The sequence below is a fragment of the Burkholderia cepacia GG4 genome, from assembly GCF_000292915.1.
Lineage (GTDB): Bacteria > Pseudomonadota > Gammaproteobacteria > Burkholderiales > Burkholderiaceae > Burkholderia > Burkholderia cepacia_D.
In genome coordinates, this window is the sequence record NC_018513.1 from 408,186 (window position 1) to 425,593 (window position 17,408).

Genomic DNA, 17,408 nt, shown 5'->3' on the forward strand with positions numbered 1-17,408 from the left:
GAGACGCCGCAGTTTAGGCGACGTGCGCGGCCGCGTCCATCGCCGTGCGCGCTTGCGCCCCGTTCGCTACCATAGCCGTCATAGGTTTCCTTCGCCGCCGGCGCGCGCTGTTCGCGTGCGGCGCGCGTCCCTTCCCCGACGTCCTGACGGAACAGACCCATGGCCTACGAAGCAGCTTCCGAACGTTATGCCGACATGCAATACCGCACCTGCGGCAAATCCGGGCTCAAATTGCCCGCCTTGTCGCTCGGCCTGTGGCACAACTTCGGCGACTCGACGCCGATCGCGACGCAGCGCGACATCCTGCGCACCGCGTTTGACCTCGGCATCAATCACTTCGATCTCGCGAACAACTACGGACCGCCGTACGGCAGCGCCGAAACCAACTTCGGCCGGCTGCTGAAGGAGGATTTCCGGCCGTACCGCGATGAACTGCTGATCTCGACGAAGGCCGGCTGGGACATGTGGCCGGGCCCGTACGGCAGCGGCGGCGGCTCGCGCAAGTACGTGCTCGCGAGCCTCGACCAGAGCCTGCAGCGGATGGGGCTCGACTACGTCGACATCTTCTATTCGCACCGCTTCGACGCGCACACGCCGCTCGAGGAGACGGCCGGTGCGCTCGCGTCGGCGGTGCAGCAGGGCAAGGCGCTGTACATCGGCATCTCGTCGTATTCGGCCGCGAAGACGCGCGAGATGGCCGAGCTGCTTGCGCGATACCAGGTGCCGCTGCTGATCCACCAGCCTTCGTACAACATGCTGAACCGCTGGATCGAGCCCGACCTGCTCGGCACGCTCGACGAGATCGGCACGGGCAGCATCGCGTTCACGCCGCTCGCGCAGGGGCTTCTCACGTCGAAATACCTGAACGGCGTGCCGGCCGATGCGCGGGTGAACAAGCCGGGCGGCGGCTCGCTGAAGCAGGATCATCTGAGCGCGGACAACCTCGAGCAGGTGCGCAAGCTCAACGGCATCGCCGAACGGCGCGGGCAGAGCCTCGCGCAAATGGCGCTCGCGTGGGTGCTGCGCAATGGCCGCGTGACGTCCGCGCTGATCGGCGCGAGCCGTGCGGAGCAGGTGCGTGAAAACGTCGGCGCGCTGAAGAACCTCGAATTCTCGGCCGACGAACTTGCGGAGATCGATCGCTACGCGACCGAAGGCGGCATCAATCTGTGGGAAAAGCCATCCACCGACCAAGCGATCTGACCGGCAGCAAAGGCAGTCGATACGGGATGCGAACTATCGCATGCCGTATCGCAGCGCACGCACACAAGCCGTCACGTCGCTGCGATGCAGCGATGTGACTGGCGGCGCGCGCCAACGTGTCGCTACAGCAGCGCTGGCAGGCCTTCGACGAGCAATACCGCAACTCCGACGCCGAGGATGACGCCGAGCACGCGCAGCAGGTTGTGGCGGAATTCGGTTGCGCACGGCACCGCGCCGAGAAATAGCGCCCCGGCCAGCGCCATCGGAATCAACAGGATGAAGTCGCCGATCGTGAAATAGGTCGTCATGCGTGTCTCCGTAGTCGGCCGGAACAGGCGCATGCGCGTGTTCCAGCCCCATGCCGGGCATTTCTAATGTTGGGCCGACCCGATTGCGAGCGGGACGGACAGTTCGAGTATAGGCAACCTCGCGGCGCTTTTCGCTATCCGAACCATTAAAAGTCTGCGGAAAAACCCGAGGATTCCGCATGTTTCCCGCGAATTAGACGAATGCCTTGCGCAAGTCTTTCTCGTTCCTTTCGTTTTGTGCGGAAACGTCGTACGTGTTCGAGATGGTCCGCCGTACCCGCGGGCGCGGCGGACCATCCGCTTACGCGCGATCGGGTTGCGCGCGAACGGCCGGCGTGCGGAACACGAGCGCGAGCCCCGCGACGATCGCCCCCATGCCGGCGAGCGCGAGCGGCTCGGGCCGGTTGCCGAGCCATACCGCATCCATCAGCGTGGTGACGACAGGCACGAGATAGAACAGGCTCGTCACGTTGACGAGATCGCCGCGCTGCATCAACCGGTAGAACAGCAACTGCGCGATCACCGAGATCACGATGCCGAGCCACAGCAGCGGCACGACGAACGCCCAACTCGCATCGAGCGAGATCGGCCGGAACGGCAGGATCGCCATGCACAGCGCGAGGCCGATCGCGTTCTGCAGCGGCAGCACGTCGGCGGGTGCCGCACGCACGCGCTTTTGCAGCAGCGCGCCGACAGTCAGCGCGACGAGCGCCGTGAGCGCGCACGCGACGCCGATGATCGGCAGGCCGGCACCGCCTACGCCGCGGCATACGACGAGCGCGAGACCGGCCAGCGACAGCCCGAGCCCGGCGACGCGCATCGGCTGCCAGCGCCGCTCGACGATCGCGAGCGTGAGGATCGGCTGCACGCCGAGGATCGTCGCGAGCACGCCCGGTGCGATCCCGCGCTCGAGCGCGAGCAGATAGAAGATCGAATAGCCGCCCATCATCAGCAGGCCGGTCAGCGCGGCCATGCGCCGCTCGCCGCGCGGCGGCAGCCAGCGTCCGCGCATCATGGCCAGCACGAGCAGCACGAACGACGCGAGCGCGAAGCGTGCGGTGAGAAAGACGAACGCGGATGCGTGACGCAGACCGAATTCAGCGAAGATCGCGCCGCTGCTCCACAGCAGCACGAAGAGCGACGTCGCGCCATGCGCGGCGAGCGCGCGTTTGAACGAAACCATGTGAATCCACCTGTCGAACGGATCGAAACGTTCCATGTCGCGCGCGCAGCAACACGCCGTGCGTGATGACGCACGAACGGCCGAAAACGGGCGAATGGAAAACGGAAAACGAAAGCCGGCTGGTCAGCCGACGCGTGCCGCCGGCGGGGGCGGCGCGGCGCCGACGAGCGGCGGTGCGACAGGAGGAGGGAGGACCGACGGATGCGCGCACGCCTGCGGCCGCGAGTCGAACTGCGGCCGGGATTTTGCGAGGGCGGACGTGAGCGGATGCATCGTGTCGAAATGCGCTTGAACGCGAATGAACGTCAAAGGTAACGCAAGGCGGCCATCCAGCGCAACAACTGTCGGCGGGAAGCCGGCGCCGCGCGCCCGCACGTTACGCGGCGCCGCTGCGTTCGCGCCTGCGCAGCCATGCCGCGGCCGCGAGCCCGGCGGTGAGCAACGTGGCGACCAGCGCCGCGACGCCGGCCCAGCCGGATGCGCTCCAGAAGCGTCCGCCGAGCGAGCCGACGATGCTCGAGCCGAGATAGTAGGACAGCAGGTAGAGCGCGGCGGCCTGGCCCTTGCCTTGCGTCGCGAGGCGGCCGACCCAGCCGCTCGCGGTCGAATGCCCGGCGAAGAAGCCGAACGTCACGCACGCGATGCCGCACGCGATCGCGGCGACGGGCTGCAGCAGCGTCAACGCGACGCCCGCCAGCATGATGACGACGCTTGCGATCAGCACCCGGCCGCGGCCGAGCGAATCGGCCATGCGCCCCGACCACGGCGACGCGACGACGCCGACGAGATAGACGACGAAGATCGCGCCAATCGTCGCCTGGTTCATCGAATACGGCGGCGCGAGCAGCCGGTAGCCGACATAGTTGTACAGCGTGACGAAGCCGCCCATCAGGATGAAGGCCATCGCGAACAGCACCGGCAGTTCACGGCGGCCGGCGAGATGCCGGGCGAGCGCCGCGCGATGCTGGGCGAAACCGAGCCCGCGGCGCGGCGTGAAATGGCGCGACGGCGGCAGCAGCGCGCGAAACGCGAGCGTCGCTGCGAGGCCGAGCACGCCGATCGCGGCGATCGCGATCCGCCATGTGAACAGGTCGGCGAGCACGCCCGCGATCACGCGCCCGGCCATCCCGCCGATCGCATTGCCGCCGACGTAGAGACCCATCGCGAGCCCGAGCCCGTCCGGGTGCACCTCCTCGGCGAGATACGCCATGCCGACGGCGGGCACGCCGCCGAGCGCGAGCCCGGTCAGTGCACGCAGCACGAGCATCTGATGCCAGTGCGGCGCGAACGCGGCGACGAGGGTGAGCACCGACGACAGCATCAGCGACGCGGTCATCAGCCGGTGACGGCTCAGGCCTTCGGATACGAAGCCCGCGACGAACACGGCGATGGCGAGCGCGCCCGTCGAGAACGACAGCGCGAGACTGCTCTGCGCGGGGCTCACGCCGAACGTGGTCGAGAATTCCGGCAGCAGCGGCTGCACGTAGTAGAGCAGCGAGAAGGTCGCGTAGCCCGCGAACAGCAGCGCGACGCTCGCGCGCCAGTAACTGCGCGAGCCGCGTTCGAGATAGGGGGGCGAGGTGTCGCGGCGCGCGGCCGCGGGCGTGGTTCCGTTCGGTGCGGTCACGCGAAGTCTCCTGACAACCGGGCAAAGGGCAGACGATACGCCCGTTGTGCAATTCGCGTGCGCGCCGCGCGTGTGGCCGGATTCGGCGGGCGGTCACATTCGACAGGGTATGATGGGGGTAGCCGCCCGTGCAAGCGCACGCGCGATGCAGTGGTTGATTGGAGACATTCGACGAATTCGCGGCACTTCGCCTGCTTCTTCTTCTTTTCGCGCTTCGATAAACCGTGAACAATGGGATTACGCGCAACACCCCGACGAGGGCGGCGCGGATCGTGCATTTGCCGGCTCGCCAGCGAGCCGGGTTTCAAGTTTCAAGAGTGGGGAACCATCATGCATGTCGGGTCGATTGTCTGCACTACCCATATCGCGGTGCCGAAGGGCGCGCGCGGCATCGTCCAGCGCGTTCTGGGCGACATGGCCATGGTGACCTGGTACGCGGGCGTGCCGGGCGAGTCGAAGGAACTCAACACCGAGCCGTTCTTTCTCGAGGACCTGATCGATACCGGCGAATCCGTGCTGCCGGCCGGCGCCGCGGTCCACTGAGCGCGCTGCCGTAGCGGACGCTCGTGTTTCGGCGCGGCTGACGGCACAATGCGGGGCATGAAAGACGACACTTCCGCCCCCGCAGCTCCCGCCGGCCCGCCGTTCGCCGGCCTCACGCCCGAGTGCGTGCTCGACGCGCTCGACAGCGTGCTGATGCCGGACGGGCTGCGCACAGACGGGCGCCTGCTCGCCCTCAACAGCTACGAAAACCGCGTCTACCAGGTCGGCATCGAAGACGGCCCGCCGGTCGTCGCGAAGTTCTACCGGCCCGCGCGCTGGACGGACGAGGCGATCCTGGAAGAACACGCGTTCGTCGCCGAACTCGCCGCGCGCGAGATTCCGGCGGTGCCCGCGCGCGCGTTCGACGGCCGCACGCTGCACGCGTTCGACGGCTTCCGCTTCTCGATCTTCGAGCGGCGCGGCGGTCGCGCGCCCGATCTCGACCGCAGCGACACGCTCGAATGGCTCGGCCGCTTCATCGGCCGGATTCACGCGGTCGGCGCGACGCAGCCGTATGTCGCGCGTCCCGTGCTCGACATCCGCACCTTCGGCTACGAGCCGCGCGACTACCTGCTCGCGCACGATTTCATCCCCGACGATGTACGGCCCGCGTACGAGACGGCGGTCACGCTCGCGCTCGAGGGCGTCGAGGCCGCGTTCGAGCGAGCCGGCGAGATCCGCCTGCTGCGCACGCATGGGGATTGTCATCCGAGCAACGTGCTGTGGACCGATGCGGGCCCGCATTTCGTCGACTTCGACGACAGCCGGATGGCGCCTGCCGTCCAGGATCTGTGGCTGCTGCTGCCGGGCGATCGCGAAGGCGCGTCGCGCGCGCTCGCGGACCTGCTCGCCGGTTACGAGGATTTCTGCGAATTCGAGCCGCGCGAACTGCATCTGGTCGAAGCGCTGCGCACGCTGCGGTTGATTCACTACGCGGCGTGGCTCGCGCGCCGCTGGGACGACCCCGCCTTCCCGGCGGCGTTCCCGTGGTTTAACACCCATCGCTACTGGGAAGCACGCGTGCTCGAACTGCGCGAGCAGATCGGCGCGATGCAGGAAGGGCCGCTCTGGCCCGTGTGACGGCTCGCGCGGCGGGGGCGCCGCGCGGTATCCCGGGGCGGGCCGCCGCGCGCGGCACGCGGCCCGCGTCGCTCAGAACTTCAGCATCAGCTTGATCAGCGCGGCGAAGCGCTTGCCGTACGGCGGCGCAAGCAGGTTGCGCGCGTTCAGCCGTGCCTGCGTGAGCACGGGCTTCATCTTCGAGAACGTCACGAAGCCGTCGTAGCCGTGATACGCGCCCATCCCGCTCGCGCCGACCCCGCCGAACGGCAAACTGCCGCACGCGATGTGCATCAGCGCGTCATTGACCGTCACGCCGCCCGAGATCGTTTCGCGCATCACGCGGTCGATCGTGCCGCCGTCTTCGTCGAACAGGTACAGCGCGAGCGGTCGCGGGCGCGCGTTCACATAGGCGATGGCCTCGTCGAGCCGCTCGTACGGCACGAGCGGCAGCAGCGGCCCGAAGATTTCCTCCTGCATCAGCTGCGACGCAGCCGGCACGTGCGTGACCGCGCACGGCACGAAGCGGCGCGCCGCGGGATCGGACTGCGCGTCGGACAGCGGATGCAGTTGCGCGCCGGCCGCCTGCGCGTCGCTCGCAAGTTGCTGCAGGCGCGCGTAGTGACGCGGCGACACGATCGTCGTGTAGTCGCCGTTCGCCGACAGGTCGGGATACATCTTCGCGAACCGCGCCCGCGCTCGCTCGATGAACGCGGCTTCCATCCCGCGCGGCAGCAGGACGTAATCGGGGGCGATGCAGGTCTGGCCCGCATTCAGCGTCTTGCCGGCGACGATCGCGTCGACGGCCGCATCGAAGCGTGCATTCGGGCCGACGATCGCCGGCGACTTGCCGCCGAGCTCGAGCGTGACGGGCGTGAGGTTGTCGGCCGCCGCGCGCATCACGTGGCGGCCGACGTGCGTCGAGCCGGTGAACAGCAGGTGATCGAACGGTAGCGCACTGAACGCGGCGCCGACTTCCGCATCGCCGTTCACGACCGAGACGTGGTCGCGCGAGAAGGTCTTCGCGATCAGCTGCTCGAACAGCGCCGATGTGCGCGGCGTCAGTTCGGACATCTTGATGATCGCGCGGTTGCCGGCCGCGAGCGCGCAGATCAGCGGGCCGGCCGCGAGCAGTACCGGATAGTTCCACGGCACGACGATACCGACCACGCCGAGCGGCTGCGGAATGACCTTCGCGCGCGCGGGCCGCAGCCACTTGTTCATCGGCTTGCGGCTCGGCTTCATCCAGCGCTTGCCGTGCTTGAGCGCATCGTCGATCTCTTCCTTCGCCATCCAGATTTCCGACAGCAGGACCTCCTGCTTCGCGCGGTGGCCGAAGTCGGCGCTGATCGCGTCGGCGAGCGCATCCGCGTGATCGATCAGCATCGTGCGCAGCGCGCGCAGGTGCTGCGCGCGGGTGTCCCATTCCGGGTACGGCGCGCGCAGGTAGGCCGCGCGCTGGTCGCGCAGCAGCGACGTCAGCGCATCGACCGACGGCAGCGCTTGCGGGGCCAGTTCGGGCAGGTCGTTCTTCATGTCGTCTCCTCCAGTGGGGCGTGGCGCGTCGGCCAGCAGTCAGGCCGCACGTGCGCGCTCGGCGAGCGTGGCGGGGCGGTTCAGGATGGCGCGCGTCGCGCGGCGCGAGGCCGGATGCGATGCACGGTCGAAAACAGGTTGCAGCGTGCGGCAAGCGTCGTATGCGCGCGACGCTTGCCGCATCCGAAAGCGGGATCGCACGGTCAGCAGGTGCGGCCCGAGGCGGTTCCTGGCCGGCGTGCGGTGCCGCGCGTCGTGCGTGGTCCGCTGCACGGCAGCGGGGCGGCGCGCTGCATGCCGCCACTCACGCTCCGGCCTCTCGTGCCGTTGATGCGAAACGCCGTCCAAACGGTCGGCGACGCGCGTTGTCGTTCGATCTCGCGTGGCTGCGCGCGTGGTGTCGCAGATCACCGCACGGGCTGCCGTTTGAAATGAAATGCGGACCCTGCGCGGCGCGTCCGGACAACCCGGTCGGCGCACGGCCTGCGGAACGTGGCGCTGCATCGTCGTCTCCCCAGTTTCGCGACGGCGCGGCTTCTCGCGGCCGGTGCATCGCGGCGATTCAATCGATACATCTTAAATTTAGTTCACGCGGGCGTTTAGAGGAATCGCTCTTGAATCCGCGTGCCGCGGGCGCGACGGTCGTTCCTACAATGCCCGAACATTACAAGCGGGAGCCGGGCCGCGCCGGGCGCCGTTCATGACACGAAGGAGACGTGACATGCAATACGACTACATCATCGTGGGCGGAGGGTCGGGCGGGTCGAGCCTCGCCAGCCGCCTCGCCGATGCATGCCCCGACGCGACGATCGCGCTGATCGAGGCCGGCTCGCACACGGAGCGCAACCTGCTGGTCAACATGCCGGTGGGGATCGCGGCGCTCGTGCCGTTCAAGCTCGGCACGAACTACGGTTACGAGACGGTGCCGCAACCGGGCCTCGGCGGCCGCCGCGGCTACCAGCCGCGCGGACGCGGAATGGGTGGCTCGAGCGCGATCAACGCGATGATCTACACGCGCGGCCACCCGGGCGACTACGACGAGTGGGCACAACTCGGCGCGACGGGCTGGGGCTGGCAGGACGTGCTGCCGTATTTCCGCCGCGCGGAAGGCAACGCGCGCGGTGCCGACGCATGGCACGGCGCGGACGGCCCGTTGACGGTGTCCGACCTGCGCTTTCGTAATCCGTTCTCCGAACGATTCATCCAGGCCGCGCATGCGGCCGGCTACCCGCTCAACGACGATTTCAACGGCGCGACGCAGGAAGGCGTCGGCTTCTATCAGGTCACGCACCGCGACGGCTCGCGCTGCAGCGTCGCGCGAGCGTACATCTACGGCTGCAACCGGCCGAACCTGCACGTGATCACCGATGCGACGGTGCTGCGCGTGGGCTTCGACGGCAAGCGCGCGGTCGGCGTCGCGGTGTCGCGCAACGGACGCGTCGAGACGCTCGGCGCGCGCGCGGAAGTGATCCTGTCGGCGGGCGCGTTCAATTCGCCGCAACTGCTGATGTGCTCGGGGATCGGTCCGGCGGAGCAGTTGCGCCGGCACGGGATCGCGGTCGTGCAGGATGCGCCGGACGTCGGCACCAACCTCATCGACCACATCGACTTCATCATCAACACGCGCGTGAATTCGTCGGAGCTGGTCGGCATCTGCCTGCGCGGGATCGCGAAGATGACGCCGGCGCTCGCACGCTACTTCTCGAGCCGCACGGGGATGATGACGAGCAACGTCGCGGAGGCCGGCGGCTTCATCAAGAGCGATCCATCGCTCGATCGTCCGGACCTGCAGCTGCATTTCTGCACGGCGCTCGTCGACGACCACAACCGCAAGATGCACTGGGGCTTCGGCTATTCGCTGCACGTCTGCGCGCTGCGGCCGTTCAGCCGCGGCACGGTTGCGCTCGCGAGCGGCGACGCGCGCGATGCGCCGCTGATCGATCCGCGCTTCTTCAGCGACACGCGCGACCTCGACCTGCTCGTGCGCGGCGCGCAGGCGATGCGCCGGATCCTGTCGCAGGCGCCGCTCGCGTCGCAGGGCGGGCGCGAGCTGTACACGCGGGCGGACCAGAGCGAAGCCGAGCTGCGCGCGACCATCGTCGCGCACGCCGACACGATCTATCACCCGGTCGGCACCTGCCGGATGGGTTCGGATGCGCGCGCGGTCGTGGATCCGCAACTGCGCGTGCGGGGCGTCGAAGGATTGCGCGTGGTGGACGCGTCGGTGATGCCGACGCTGATCGGCGGGAACACGAATGCGCCGTCGGTGATGATCGGCGAACGCGCGGCGGACTTCATCGTCGCGGCCCGCCGCGGCGGCGTGCCGCGCGGCGAGGCGGCCGCGGCGGTGCACGGCCGCTGAGCGGCGCGCACCGGCACGCGACGCACGCGATGCTCAGGCGAACGTATCGACGAGGCCCGCGCGGCTCACGATCGCGCCGGCCGCTGCGGATTGCGCAGCGTCGACCGGTGCATCGACGGTTGACGATCCGGCGCGTGCGCGCGGCGATTGCTGGCCGCCGGCGAAGCGCTGCTGCGGGTTCTGCTGCTGCGAGGCGAAGCCGCCGTCGCTGACGGTCGCGCTGCCCAGGCCGAGCCCGCCCGCTTCCATCGCTTCGCGCAGCTTCGGCAGCGCGGCTTCCACCGCGTCGCGCACCTGCGGGTGCTGCGACACGAACAGCGCGTGCGCGTGGTTGTCGGCGACGCGCAGCACCACCTGCAGCGGGCCGAGGTCCGGCGGGTTCAGCGTCAGCTCGGCGCTCTGCTGGTGCGCGTTCGACAGGAACACGACCTTCTGGCTCAGTGCGTCGGTCCAGTCGGCGGTGCCGACATGCGGCGCCAGCACATGCGTGTTGGCTGCTGCGATCGTGTTCGCGACGGGCGCTGCCTGCTGGTTCGCTTGTGCGGCTGCCGCAGCCGCAGCCGTTGTGGCGGCCGCGACCGACGCGTCGGCGGTGGGGCTGGCGGCTTCTTCGGTCGCCGCGAATGCATGCTGCGCGGCGGGCTGGCCGGGTGCGCCGGGCTGCAGCGCCTGCGCGGCGGCCTGCGTGGGCGTCTGCTGCGCGGCGAGTGCGCCTTTCGCGTCGGCGAGCGTGTGATCGAAGGTCGGGACTTTCGGCGTCAGCGGTGCGGCGGTGGCCGATGCGGAAAGCGTCGCCGCCGGTGCTGCCGCGCCCGTCGCGGGCATCGCGATCGCCCCAGAGCCGCCGGTCAGCTTCGCAAGCGCCGTCGGCAGCGCGTCGCGGCCCGACGCCGGCACGGCCGGCTCGGCGGCCGCGTCCTTGCCTGCATGACCGGTCAGCGCGGCCGTGGCATCCGGCTGGCCGGATAAGGCCGTCGTTTGCGCGGCGGCGGCGGCAGCGGTGGCGGCATCGGCGCTGGCCGGTGCCGCATCGTTCATGCGCGCCTGCAGTTGTGCCTGCACGGCGGCTGCCGCGGCGAGCGCGGCGGCATCGGGATTGGCGGTGGTGGCGTTTGCGTCGTCGGTCGACTTGTCGTCGTCGGTGCCGGACGGCTTCGTGCCGGCGGCCGGCGTCGACGCTGCCTGCTTCGATGTGACGTCGGGATTGCCGGCGTTCGCTGCGTCATGCCGCGTGACGATGCTTTGCTTCAGCGTCTGCGCGAACGGCACGGCCGCCGCGCCGGGTGCGGCATCGTTGCCGGCGGACGGGGTGGCGGCGCTGGACGAACCGGCGTCGCGGACGGCCTTGAGTGCGGCGCCGGCGGTGTCGAGCAGCGCGCCGAGCAGGGGCAGGGGAGGCATGACGATTCTCTCGTTCGAAAGCGGTGGGCGGTTACGCCGATCGGGCCGCGTCGGCCCGCATGCGCAGGATCTTCGCGGCGTGCTCGTCGGCATCGCGCTGCTCGCGCTTCGCGGCGCGCTGCGCTTCCTGCGCGACACCGCGCGCCTGCAGGATTTCGTATGAGCCGACGGTGCGCTTCTTCTGTTGCCAGTTCGGGCGTGCCTCGTCGATGCGCACTTCGGCTGCGGCCAGCACGTTGCGCTGCTGCACGATTGCCGCGTCGAGCGTATCGATGAACGCCTGGAAATTGCGCAAGTTGCCGGCCGGCATCCCGTGCTGCGCGGACTGCGCGAAGCGCGCGTGGTATTCGTCGCGATAGCGCAGCAGTGCGTCGAGCTGGTCGGCGGCCGCGCTGCGGTCGCGCTGCGCGGTGCCGAGCTGCTTCGCGGCCGTGTCGAGGTCTTCCTGCGCACGGTCGAGCAGCAGTTGAAGGGGAAAGCCGTGTGCCATCGGGATCAGCCTCCGTGTACGTCGAACAGGGCATCGAGCGCGTCCAGACTCGACGCGAACGGCGCGCATTCGCGAAAGCCCTGTTGCAGGAACGCCTCGATGCGCGGATAGAGCGCGATCGCGCGGTCGAGCTGGGCGTCGCGGCCGGGCGCATAGGCGCCGACCGCGATCAGGTCGCGATTGCGCTGGTAGCGCGACAGCATCTGCTTGAAGTGCCGCACGCGGTCGAGATGCGTTTCGTCGATCAGCGCGGTCATCGCGCGGCTGATCGATGCCTCGATGTCGATCGCCGGATAGTGACCGGCCTCGGCGAGCGCGCGTGACAGCACGATGTGGCCGTCGAGGATCGCGCGCGCCGAATCGGCGATCGGGTCCTGCTGGTCGTCGCCTTCGGTCAGCACCGTGTAGAACGCGGTGATCGAACCGCCGCCCTCGGGCCCGTTGCCGGTGCGCTCGACGAGCGCGGGCAGCTTGGCGAACACCGATGGCGGATAGCCCTTGGTCGCGGGCGGCTCGCCGATCGCGAGCGCGATCTCGCGCTGCGCCATCGCGTAGCGCGTCAGCGAATCCATCAGCAGCAGCACGTGCTTGCCCTGGTCGCGGAAATACTCGGCGAGCGAGGTCGCGTAGGCCGCGCCCTGCATCCGCAGCAGCGGCGACACGTCGGCCGGCGCCGCGACGACGACCGAGCGCGCGAGTCCGTCCTCGCCGAGGATCTGCTCGATGAATTCCTTCACTTCGCGGCCGCGTTCGCCGATCAGCCCGATCACGATCACTTCCGCGCTGGTGTAGCGCGCCATCGTGCCGAGCAGCACCGACTTGCCGACGCCGGAGCCGGCGAACAGGCCCATCCGCTGCCCGCGGCCGACGGTGAGCAGCGCGTTGATCGCGCGCACGCCGACGTCGAGCACGTGGTGGATCGGTTCGCGATCGAGCGGGTTGATCGACGGCGCCGACAGCGGCGCGTCGACCTTCGACGCGAGCGGGCCCAGGCCGTCGAGCGGGCGGCCCGACGCATCGACGACGCGTCCGAGCATTTCCCAGCCGACCGGCAGCCGCTTCGCGCCGGCGAGCGGATCGGCAACGGGCGCGCTTTCCAGCGGCCACACGCGCGCGCCGGGCAAGACGCCTGCGACGTCGGTGGTCGGCATCAGGAACAGGCGATCGCCGGAGAAGCCGACGACTTCCGCTTCCGCGTGCGGCAGCGTGCTGCCGGGCGGCAATTCGATCGTGCATTCGGCGCCGACCGACAGGCGCAGCCCGATCGCCTCGAGCACGAGGCCCGCCGCGCGCGTGAGGCGCCCGCACGGCCGCAGCGGCAGCGCGCGGTGGCTGCGCGCTGCCAGCCCGTTCAGGTGCGTGCGCCAGTGTGCGAGATGCGGGTTGTGCGGCGCGCGCGGCGCATCGCCGCAAGCGCTCGCCGCGTGCGGGGTGGCGCCGTGTGCGCTGTCAGGCCCGCTGTCGGGGCCGAACGACGCGAGCGCGAGTTCGCGCTCGAGCGGCGTCATCCCGTCGTGCAGGATCGATTCGGGCGTGGGCGTCACCATGCGCTCACCTTGCCGATCGCGGCGGCGACGCGCTGCCAGCGGGTGGGCAGCGTCGCGTCGACCTCGCCCGTCGCTGCGTGCGCGCGGCAGCCGCCGCGCTCGATCGTCGCGTCGGTGCGTACGTTCCAGCCGAGCGTATCGAGATCGTCCTGCAGATAGGCTTCGACGACGGGCAGGTCGGCCGGATTGACCGCGAGATGCGGCGTGCCGGACAACGCCGGCTCGGCACCGAGCACGTCGCGCACGGCCGCGACGAGCGCGGCGGGATCGTGTTTCACGTGCTGGCGCACGACCTGCTGCGCGATGTCGAGCGCGAGCTGCGCGAGGTCGGCCGCGAGATCGTGCTCGGCGCTCGACACGGCTTCGCGGAACGATGCGGCGAGCGCCGCGAGCTGCGCGGCCTGTTCGCGCGCTTCGGCCTGGCCGGCCTTGAAGCCCTGTTCGCGGCCCTGGTCGAAGCCGGCCTGGTAGCCGCGCGCCTGGCCTTCGACGTGACCGGCCGCATGGCCCTCGGCATGTGCTGAGTCGCGCACGCGCTGCAGGTCCTTTGCGAGCGCAGCGGCGGTCGCTGCCGCGTGGTCGGGCGGCGGCGGGGGCGGCGGCGGATCGAACGACGCCATCTCCCACCGCTGGTACGCGGTGAGGGTGCCGGCGCGGTCGCGCGGGGAATCAGACATAGGCGTCTTCCGCCTTGCCGCCGATCACGACCTGGCCGCTCTCGGCGAGATTGCGGACGATCTGCAGGATGCGGCGCTGCTGCGTCTCGACTTCGGACACGCGTACCGGGCCGCGCGCGTCGAGATCCTCGGCGAGCAGTTCGGCCGCGCGTTGCGACATGTTCGCGAGGAACTTCTGGCGCAGCGCGGGCGGCGCGCCCTTCAGCGCGATGATCAGCGTTTCCGACTCGACTTCCTTCAGCACCATCTGGATCGCGCGATCCTCGAGGTCGAGCAGGTTCTCGAACACGAACATCTGGTCGACGATCTTCTGCGCGAGATCGGCATCGTACTGGCGCACGCTTTCGAGCACGCCCTCTTCATGATTGCTCGTCATGAAGTTCAGGATCTCTGCCGCGGTGCGGATGCCGCCCATCGGGCTGCGCTTCAGGTTGTCGCTGCCGGACAGCAGGCCGGTCAGCACGTCGTCGAGCTCGCGCAGCGCGGCCGGCTGGATGCCGTCGAGCGTCGCGATCCGCAGCATCACGTCGTTGCGCAGCCGGTCGCTGAAGCACGACGCGATCTCGGAGGCCTGGTCGCGGTCGAGGTGCACGAGGATCGTCGCGATGATCTGCGGATGCTCGTTCTTGATCAGCTCGGCGACCGCGCCCGAGTCCATCCACTTCAGGCCCTCGATGCCGCTCGTGTCGCTGCCCTGCAGGATGCGGTCGATCAGCACGCCGGCCTTGTCCTCGCCGAGCGCCTTCGTCAGCACCGAGCGGATGTACTCGCTCGAATCCAGCGACAGCGCGGTGTGCTCCTCGGCTTCCTTGACGAAGTCCTGCAGCACGTCGTCGACCTGCTCGCGCGTGACGTTCTTCAGCGCGGCCATCGCGGCGCCGATCTTCTGCACCTCGCGCGGCGCGAGGAACTTGAATACTTCAGCGGCCTCTTCCTCGCCGATCGACATCAGCAGCAGCGCGCTCTTGGTCAGGCCTTCAGCGTTCATCGGACACCCAGTTCTTCACGACGGTGGCGACGATCTTCGGATCCTGGCGGGCGATCGTGCGCGCGTAGTCGAGGTTGCGTTCGTAGCGGTGCTTCTCGTTCTCGAAGCCGAGCAGCAGCGGATCGGGCTCGCCGGCCTTGTCCGGCGAGGGCAGGCCGTCGAGCGCGACCGGATCGCTCGGCGCCGCGAGCGCCGGTGCGGCGGGCTGGGGCGGCGGGAACGCGCGGCGCATCGCCGGGCGCACGAACATGAAGTAGAGCGCCGCCGCGGCCGCCGCGACGCCGAGCCACTTCGCGGCTTCCTTCGCCATCTCGATCATGTCCGGCTGGCGCCACCACGGCAGGTCGGCGTACGGGTCGTTCACGGTCGAGAACGCGCTGTTCACGACGTTCACCGAGTCGCCGCGCTTCTCGTCGTAGCCCATCGCGTCCTTCACGAGCTGCTCGATCTGCGCGAGCTTCGCGGGCGGCAGCGGCTGCATCGTCACGTGGCCCTTCGCGTCGGCGACCGGCTGGTAGTTGACGACGACGGCGACCGACAGCCGCTTCACGCTGCCCATCGGCTGTTCGACATGGCGGATCGTCTTGTCGAGCTCGTAGTTGGTCGTCTGGTCCTTGCGGTCGCTGACGGGCGTCGACTGCGGCCCGGTCTGGCCGTTGCCCGCGACGATCGGCGCGGAGGCCGGCTGCGGCGGCGTGTTCGACAGCGCGCCCGGCACGCCCGAGGCGCCGCCCTGCGCGAGCTCGGTCGCGCTGCTGGTCTGCTGGCTGCGGATCGCGGTCTGCTGGGGCGTGCCGTTCGGGCCGTAGCTTTCCGAGGTCTGCTCGAGCTTCGAGAAATCGACGTCCGCGCTGACCTGCGAGCGCGCGTTGCCGGTGCCGAAGATCGGCGCGAGGATCGCGTCGATGCGCTTCTGCGTGTTGCGCTCGACCTGTTGCACGTACTTGAGCTGGCTCGCGTCGAGGCCGGACGCCGAGGCGGACTGCGTCAGCAGGTTGCCGTCCTGGTCGACGATCGTCACGTTCTTCGCGGGCATGTCGGGCACACCGGACGACACCATCCGCGTGATCGCCTGCACCTGGCCCTCGTCGAGCACGCGGCCCGGGTAGAGGTCGACGAACACCGACGCGCTCGGCGCTTCCTTGTCGCGCACGAACACCGACGGCTTCGGGATCGCGAGATGCACGCGCGCGCCGCGCACCGCGTTGATCGATTCGATCGTGCGTTGCAGCTCGCCTTCGAGCGCGCGCTGGTAATTCACCTGCTCGGCGAACTGGCTGATGCCGAATTTCTGGTTGTCCATCAGCTCGAAGCCGACCGAGCCGCCCTTGGGCAGGCCCATCGCGGCGAGCTTCAGGCGCGTCTCATGCACCTGGCTCGACGGCACGAGGATCGCGCCGCCGGCATCGGCGAACTTGTAGGGAACGTTTGCCTGCTGGAGCGCGGTGATGATCGCGCCGCCGTCGCGGTCCGACAGGTTGCTGTACAGCACGCGGTAGTCGGGCGCGCGGCTCCACAGCACGAGCGCGGTGATCGCGGCGATCGCGAACGCGACGGCGATCACGAACGGCAGCTTCGGGTTGCCCTTCATGCGCGAGATGCCGGGAATCCGTTCCGCGAAGCCGCCGAACCCGAAGTCTGCGCCCGCGCCCGGCAACGCGGCGGCCGCGGTGGCGCCTGGCACCGGGCTGGCGAGGCCCGTGCGGGCGTCGGGGTTGATCAGCGAGTTGGCCTGCGAATCCATGCGTGGAGTTTCTCCGGAGCGGGACGACTGAGCCGCTCGGACGAGCGGACGGACAATGACACGATGCGATTATCGGGATCCGGGCGGCACTCCGATCGACCGAAAAGAGCGGGGTTTCCCCCGTACTTTCGCGGCTTTGGCGCGCGGCACGCTGCTATCCTTTTTCGCGATCCGGCATGGTGCGCGTCGTGCGGCGCCGGCGGAAACGCCCGGTACGTCCGGGTCTCTACTCTTATGTCTGGGGACAGCATGGCTGCCAACGTCAGCGGAATCGGTTCGGTGTTGCAACAGATGCAGGCGATGGCTGCGCAGGCGTCCGGCGGGGTCGCGAGCCCGGCGGCGGCGCTCGCCGGCTCGGGCGCCGCGACGGCCGGCACGTTCGCGAGCGCGATGAAGGCGTCACTCGACAAGATCAGCGGCGACCAGCAGCACGCGCTCGGCGAGGCGCAGGCATTCGAGGTTGGCGCGGCGAACGTGTCGCTGAACGACGTGATGGTCGACATGCAGAAGGCCAATATCGGCTTCCAGTTCGGGCTCCAGGTCCGCAACAAGCTGGTGAGCGCTTACAACGACATCATGCAGATGTCGGTGTGACGCGACGGGCACCCGGCGACAGGCATCTGGCGACGGGCATCCCGAGGGCGGCTTGCCGGCCGGGCCGGCGGCCCGTGTGTCTAAAGCTTTTCAATTCCCTTCCGATAACTCCGGAACAAGGTGGCGTCGTGCAATGCAGGGCGGCG

The 17,408-nt window shown here is 69.3% G+C and carries 16 protein-coding genes; 5 read left to right on the forward strand and 11 right to left on the reverse strand.

Features of this window, described 5'->3' with window-relative positions:
• Window positions 1-159 precede the first annotated feature (159 nt).
• Entirely contained in the window at window positions 160-1,203 is a 1,044-nt protein-coding gene (gene mgrA / locus GEM_RS01785; RefSeq protein WP_014895741.1) for an L-glyceraldehyde 3-phosphate reductase, read from the forward strand.
• A 122-nt stretch (window positions 1,204-1,325) separates the two neighbouring features.
• Here mgrA and GEM_RS01790 read toward each other — a convergent pair whose 3' ends face one another.
• The 3 genes from GEM_RS01790 to GEM_RS01800 all read right to left on the reverse strand — a co-directional run bounded on the left by GEM_RS01790 (window position 1,326) and on the right by GEM_RS01800 (window position 4,321).
• Window positions 1,326-1,511 carry a hypothetical protein gene (locus GEM_RS01790; RefSeq protein WP_014895742.1) on the reverse strand — a complete coding sequence of 62 codons (186 nt, stop codon included), beginning with the start codon at window positions 1,509-1,511 and terminating at the stop codon, window positions 1,326-1,328.
• A 301-nt stretch (window positions 1,512-1,812) separates the two neighbouring features.
• On the reverse strand, window positions 1,813-2,694 hold the full coding sequence (locus GEM_RS01795; RefSeq protein WP_041490585.1) for a DMT family transporter: 882 nt from the start codon (window positions 2,692-2,694) through the stop codon (window positions 1,813-1,815).
• Between the two features lie 376 nt (window positions 2,695-3,070).
• On the reverse strand, window positions 3,071-4,321 hold the full coding sequence (locus GEM_RS01800) for an MFS transporter (RefSeq protein ID WP_014895744.1): 1,251 nt from the start codon (window positions 4,319-4,321) through the stop codon (window positions 3,071-3,073).
• A 330-nt stretch (window positions 4,322-4,651) separates the two neighbouring features.
• Between GEM_RS01800 and GEM_RS01805 the strand changes: the two genes are divergently transcribed.
• Both GEM_RS01805 and GEM_RS01810 read left to right on the forward strand, forming a co-directional pair.
• Window positions 4,652-4,864 (forward strand): hypothetical protein, encoded by a 213-nt coding sequence (locus tag GEM_RS01805; protein ID WP_014895745.1) that lies wholly within the window; start codon window positions 4,652-4,654, stop codon window positions 4,862-4,864.
• A gap of 48 nt (window positions 4,865-4,912) precedes the next feature.
• Window positions 4,913-5,944, forward strand: a complete 1,032-nt coding sequence (locus tag GEM_RS01810) for a serine/threonine protein kinase (protein WP_014895746.1) — start codon at window positions 4,913-4,915, stop codon at window positions 5,942-5,944.
• Window positions 5,945-6,016: 72 nt separating this feature from the next.
• Here GEM_RS01810 and GEM_RS01815 read toward each other — a convergent pair whose 3' ends face one another.
• Together GEM_RS01815 and GEM_RS31735 are read right to left on the reverse strand one after the other, a co-directional pair.
• Window positions 6,017-7,459 carry a coniferyl aldehyde dehydrogenase gene (locus GEM_RS01815; protein ID WP_014895747.1) on the reverse strand — a complete coding sequence of 481 codons (1,443 nt, stop codon included), beginning with the start codon at window positions 7,457-7,459 and terminating at the stop codon, window positions 6,017-6,019.
• Window positions 7,460-7,498: 39 nt separating this feature from the next.
• Window positions 7,499-7,963, reverse strand: a complete 465-nt coding sequence (locus GEM_RS31735; protein ID WP_187293238.1) for a hypothetical protein — start codon at window positions 7,961-7,963, stop codon at window positions 7,499-7,501.
• A gap of 217 nt (window positions 7,964-8,180) precedes the next feature.
• On the opposite strand from GEM_RS31735, the gene GEM_RS01820 reads away from it, so the two are divergent.
• Window positions 8,181-9,821, forward strand: a complete 1,641-nt coding sequence (locus GEM_RS01820; protein WP_014895748.1) for a GMC family oxidoreductase — start codon at window positions 8,181-8,183, stop codon at window positions 9,819-9,821.
• Between the two features lie 33 nt (window positions 9,822-9,854).
• On the opposite strand, the gene GEM_RS01825 is transcribed toward GEM_RS01820, so the two are convergent.
• From GEM_RS01825 to fliF, 6 genes are read right to left on the reverse strand one after another with little or no spacing between them, the layout of a single operon-like run.
• Complete coding sequence (locus GEM_RS01825; RefSeq protein WP_014895749.1) at window positions 9,855-11,222, reverse strand: flagellar hook-length control protein FliK; 1,368 nt, start codon at window positions 11,220-11,222, stop codon at window positions 9,855-9,857.
• A 31-nt stretch (window positions 11,223-11,253) separates the two neighbouring features.
• Complete coding sequence (fliJ, locus tag GEM_RS01830) at window positions 11,254-11,712, reverse strand: flagellar export protein FliJ (protein WP_014895750.1); 459 nt, start codon at window positions 11,710-11,712, stop codon at window positions 11,254-11,256.
• 5 nt (window positions 11,713-11,717) lie between these two features.
• Window positions 11,718-13,259, reverse strand: coding sequence for a flagellar protein export ATPase FliI (gene fliI, locus GEM_RS01835; RefSeq protein ID WP_014895751.1), 1,542 nt, complete (start codon window positions 13,257-13,259; stop codon window positions 11,718-11,720).
• Window positions 13,253-13,936, reverse strand: a complete 684-nt coding sequence (fliH, locus tag GEM_RS01840; protein ID WP_014895752.1) for a flagellar assembly protein FliH — start codon at window positions 13,934-13,936, stop codon at window positions 13,253-13,255. The genes fliI and fliH overlap by 7 nt, the downstream gene beginning before the upstream one ends.
• On the reverse strand, window positions 13,929-14,924 hold the full coding sequence (gene fliG, locus GEM_RS01845) for a flagellar motor switch protein FliG (RefSeq protein WP_014895753.1): 996 nt from the start codon (window positions 14,922-14,924) through the stop codon (window positions 13,929-13,931). The genes fliH and fliG overlap by 8 nt, the downstream gene beginning before the upstream one ends.
• Window positions 14,914-16,668 (reverse strand): flagellar basal-body MS-ring/collar protein FliF, encoded by a 1,755-nt coding sequence (fliF, locus tag GEM_RS01850; RefSeq protein WP_014895754.1) that lies wholly within the window; start codon window positions 16,666-16,668, stop codon window positions 14,914-14,916. The genes fliG and fliF overlap by 11 nt, the downstream gene beginning before the upstream one ends.
• Window positions 16,669-16,917: 249 nt before the next feature.
• On the opposite strand from fliF, the gene fliE reads away from it, so the two are divergent.
• Window positions 16,918-17,262: a flagellar hook-basal body complex protein FliE gene (gene fliE / locus GEM_RS01855; protein WP_014895755.1), complete on the forward strand. Its 345-nt coding sequence runs from the start codon at window positions 16,918-16,920 to the stop codon at window positions 17,260-17,262.
• Window positions 17,263-17,408 lie beyond the last annotated feature (146 nt).

Excerpts from the sequence above, each read along its gene's own strand:
- mgrA (WP_014895741.1), top strand. The coding sequence starts at position 160 with ATGGCCTACGAAGCAGCTTCCGAACGTTATGCCGACATGCAATACCGC.
- GEM_RS01790 (WP_014895742.1), bottom strand. The coding sequence starts at position 1,511 with ATGACGACCTATTTCACGATCGGCGACTTCATCCTGTTGATTCCGATG.
- GEM_RS01795 (WP_041490585.1), bottom strand. The coding sequence starts at position 2,694 with ATGGTTTCGTTCAAACGCGCGCTCGCCGCGCATGGCGCGACGTCGCTC.
- GEM_RS01805 (WP_014895745.1), top strand. The coding sequence starts at position 4,652 with ATGCATGTCGGGTCGATTGTCTGCACTACCCATATCGCGGTGCCGAAG.
- GEM_RS01810 (WP_014895746.1), top strand. The coding sequence starts at position 4,913 with ATGCGGGGCATGAAAGACGACACTTCCGCCCCCGCAGCTCCCGCCGGC.
- GEM_RS01815 (WP_014895747.1), bottom strand. The coding sequence starts at position 7,459 with ATGAAGAACGACCTGCCCGAACTGGCCCCGCAAGCGCTGCCGTCGGTC.
- GEM_RS31735 (WP_187293238.1), bottom strand. The coding sequence starts at position 7,963 with ATGCAGCGCCACGTTCCGCAGGCCGTGCGCCGACCGGGTTGTCCGGAC.
- GEM_RS01820 (WP_014895748.1), top strand. The coding sequence starts at position 8,181 with ATGCAATACGACTACATCATCGTGGGCGGAGGGTCGGGCGGGTCGAGC.
- GEM_RS01825 (WP_014895749.1), bottom strand. The coding sequence starts at position 11,222 with ATGCCTCCCCTGCCCCTGCTCGGCGCGCTGCTCGACACCGCCGGCGCC.
- fliJ (WP_014895750.1), bottom strand. The coding sequence starts at position 11,712 with ATGGCACACGGCTTTCCCCTTCAACTGCTGCTCGACCGTGCGCAGGAA.
- fliI (WP_014895751.1), bottom strand. The coding sequence starts at position 13,259 with ATGGTGACGCCCACGCCCGAATCGATCCTGCACGACGGGATGACGCCG.
- fliH (WP_014895752.1), bottom strand. The coding sequence starts at position 13,936 with ATGTCTGATTCCCCGCGCGACCGCGCCGGCACCCTCACCGCGTACCAG.
- fliG (WP_014895753.1), bottom strand. The coding sequence starts at position 14,924 with ATGAACGCTGAAGGCCTGACCAAGAGCGCGCTGCTGCTGATGTCGATC.
- fliF (WP_014895754.1), bottom strand. The coding sequence starts at position 16,668 with ATGGATTCGCAGGCCAACTCGCTGATCAACCCCGACGCCCGCACGGGC.
- fliE (WP_014895755.1), top strand. The coding sequence starts at position 16,918 with ATGGCTGCCAACGTCAGCGGAATCGGTTCGGTGTTGCAACAGATGCAG.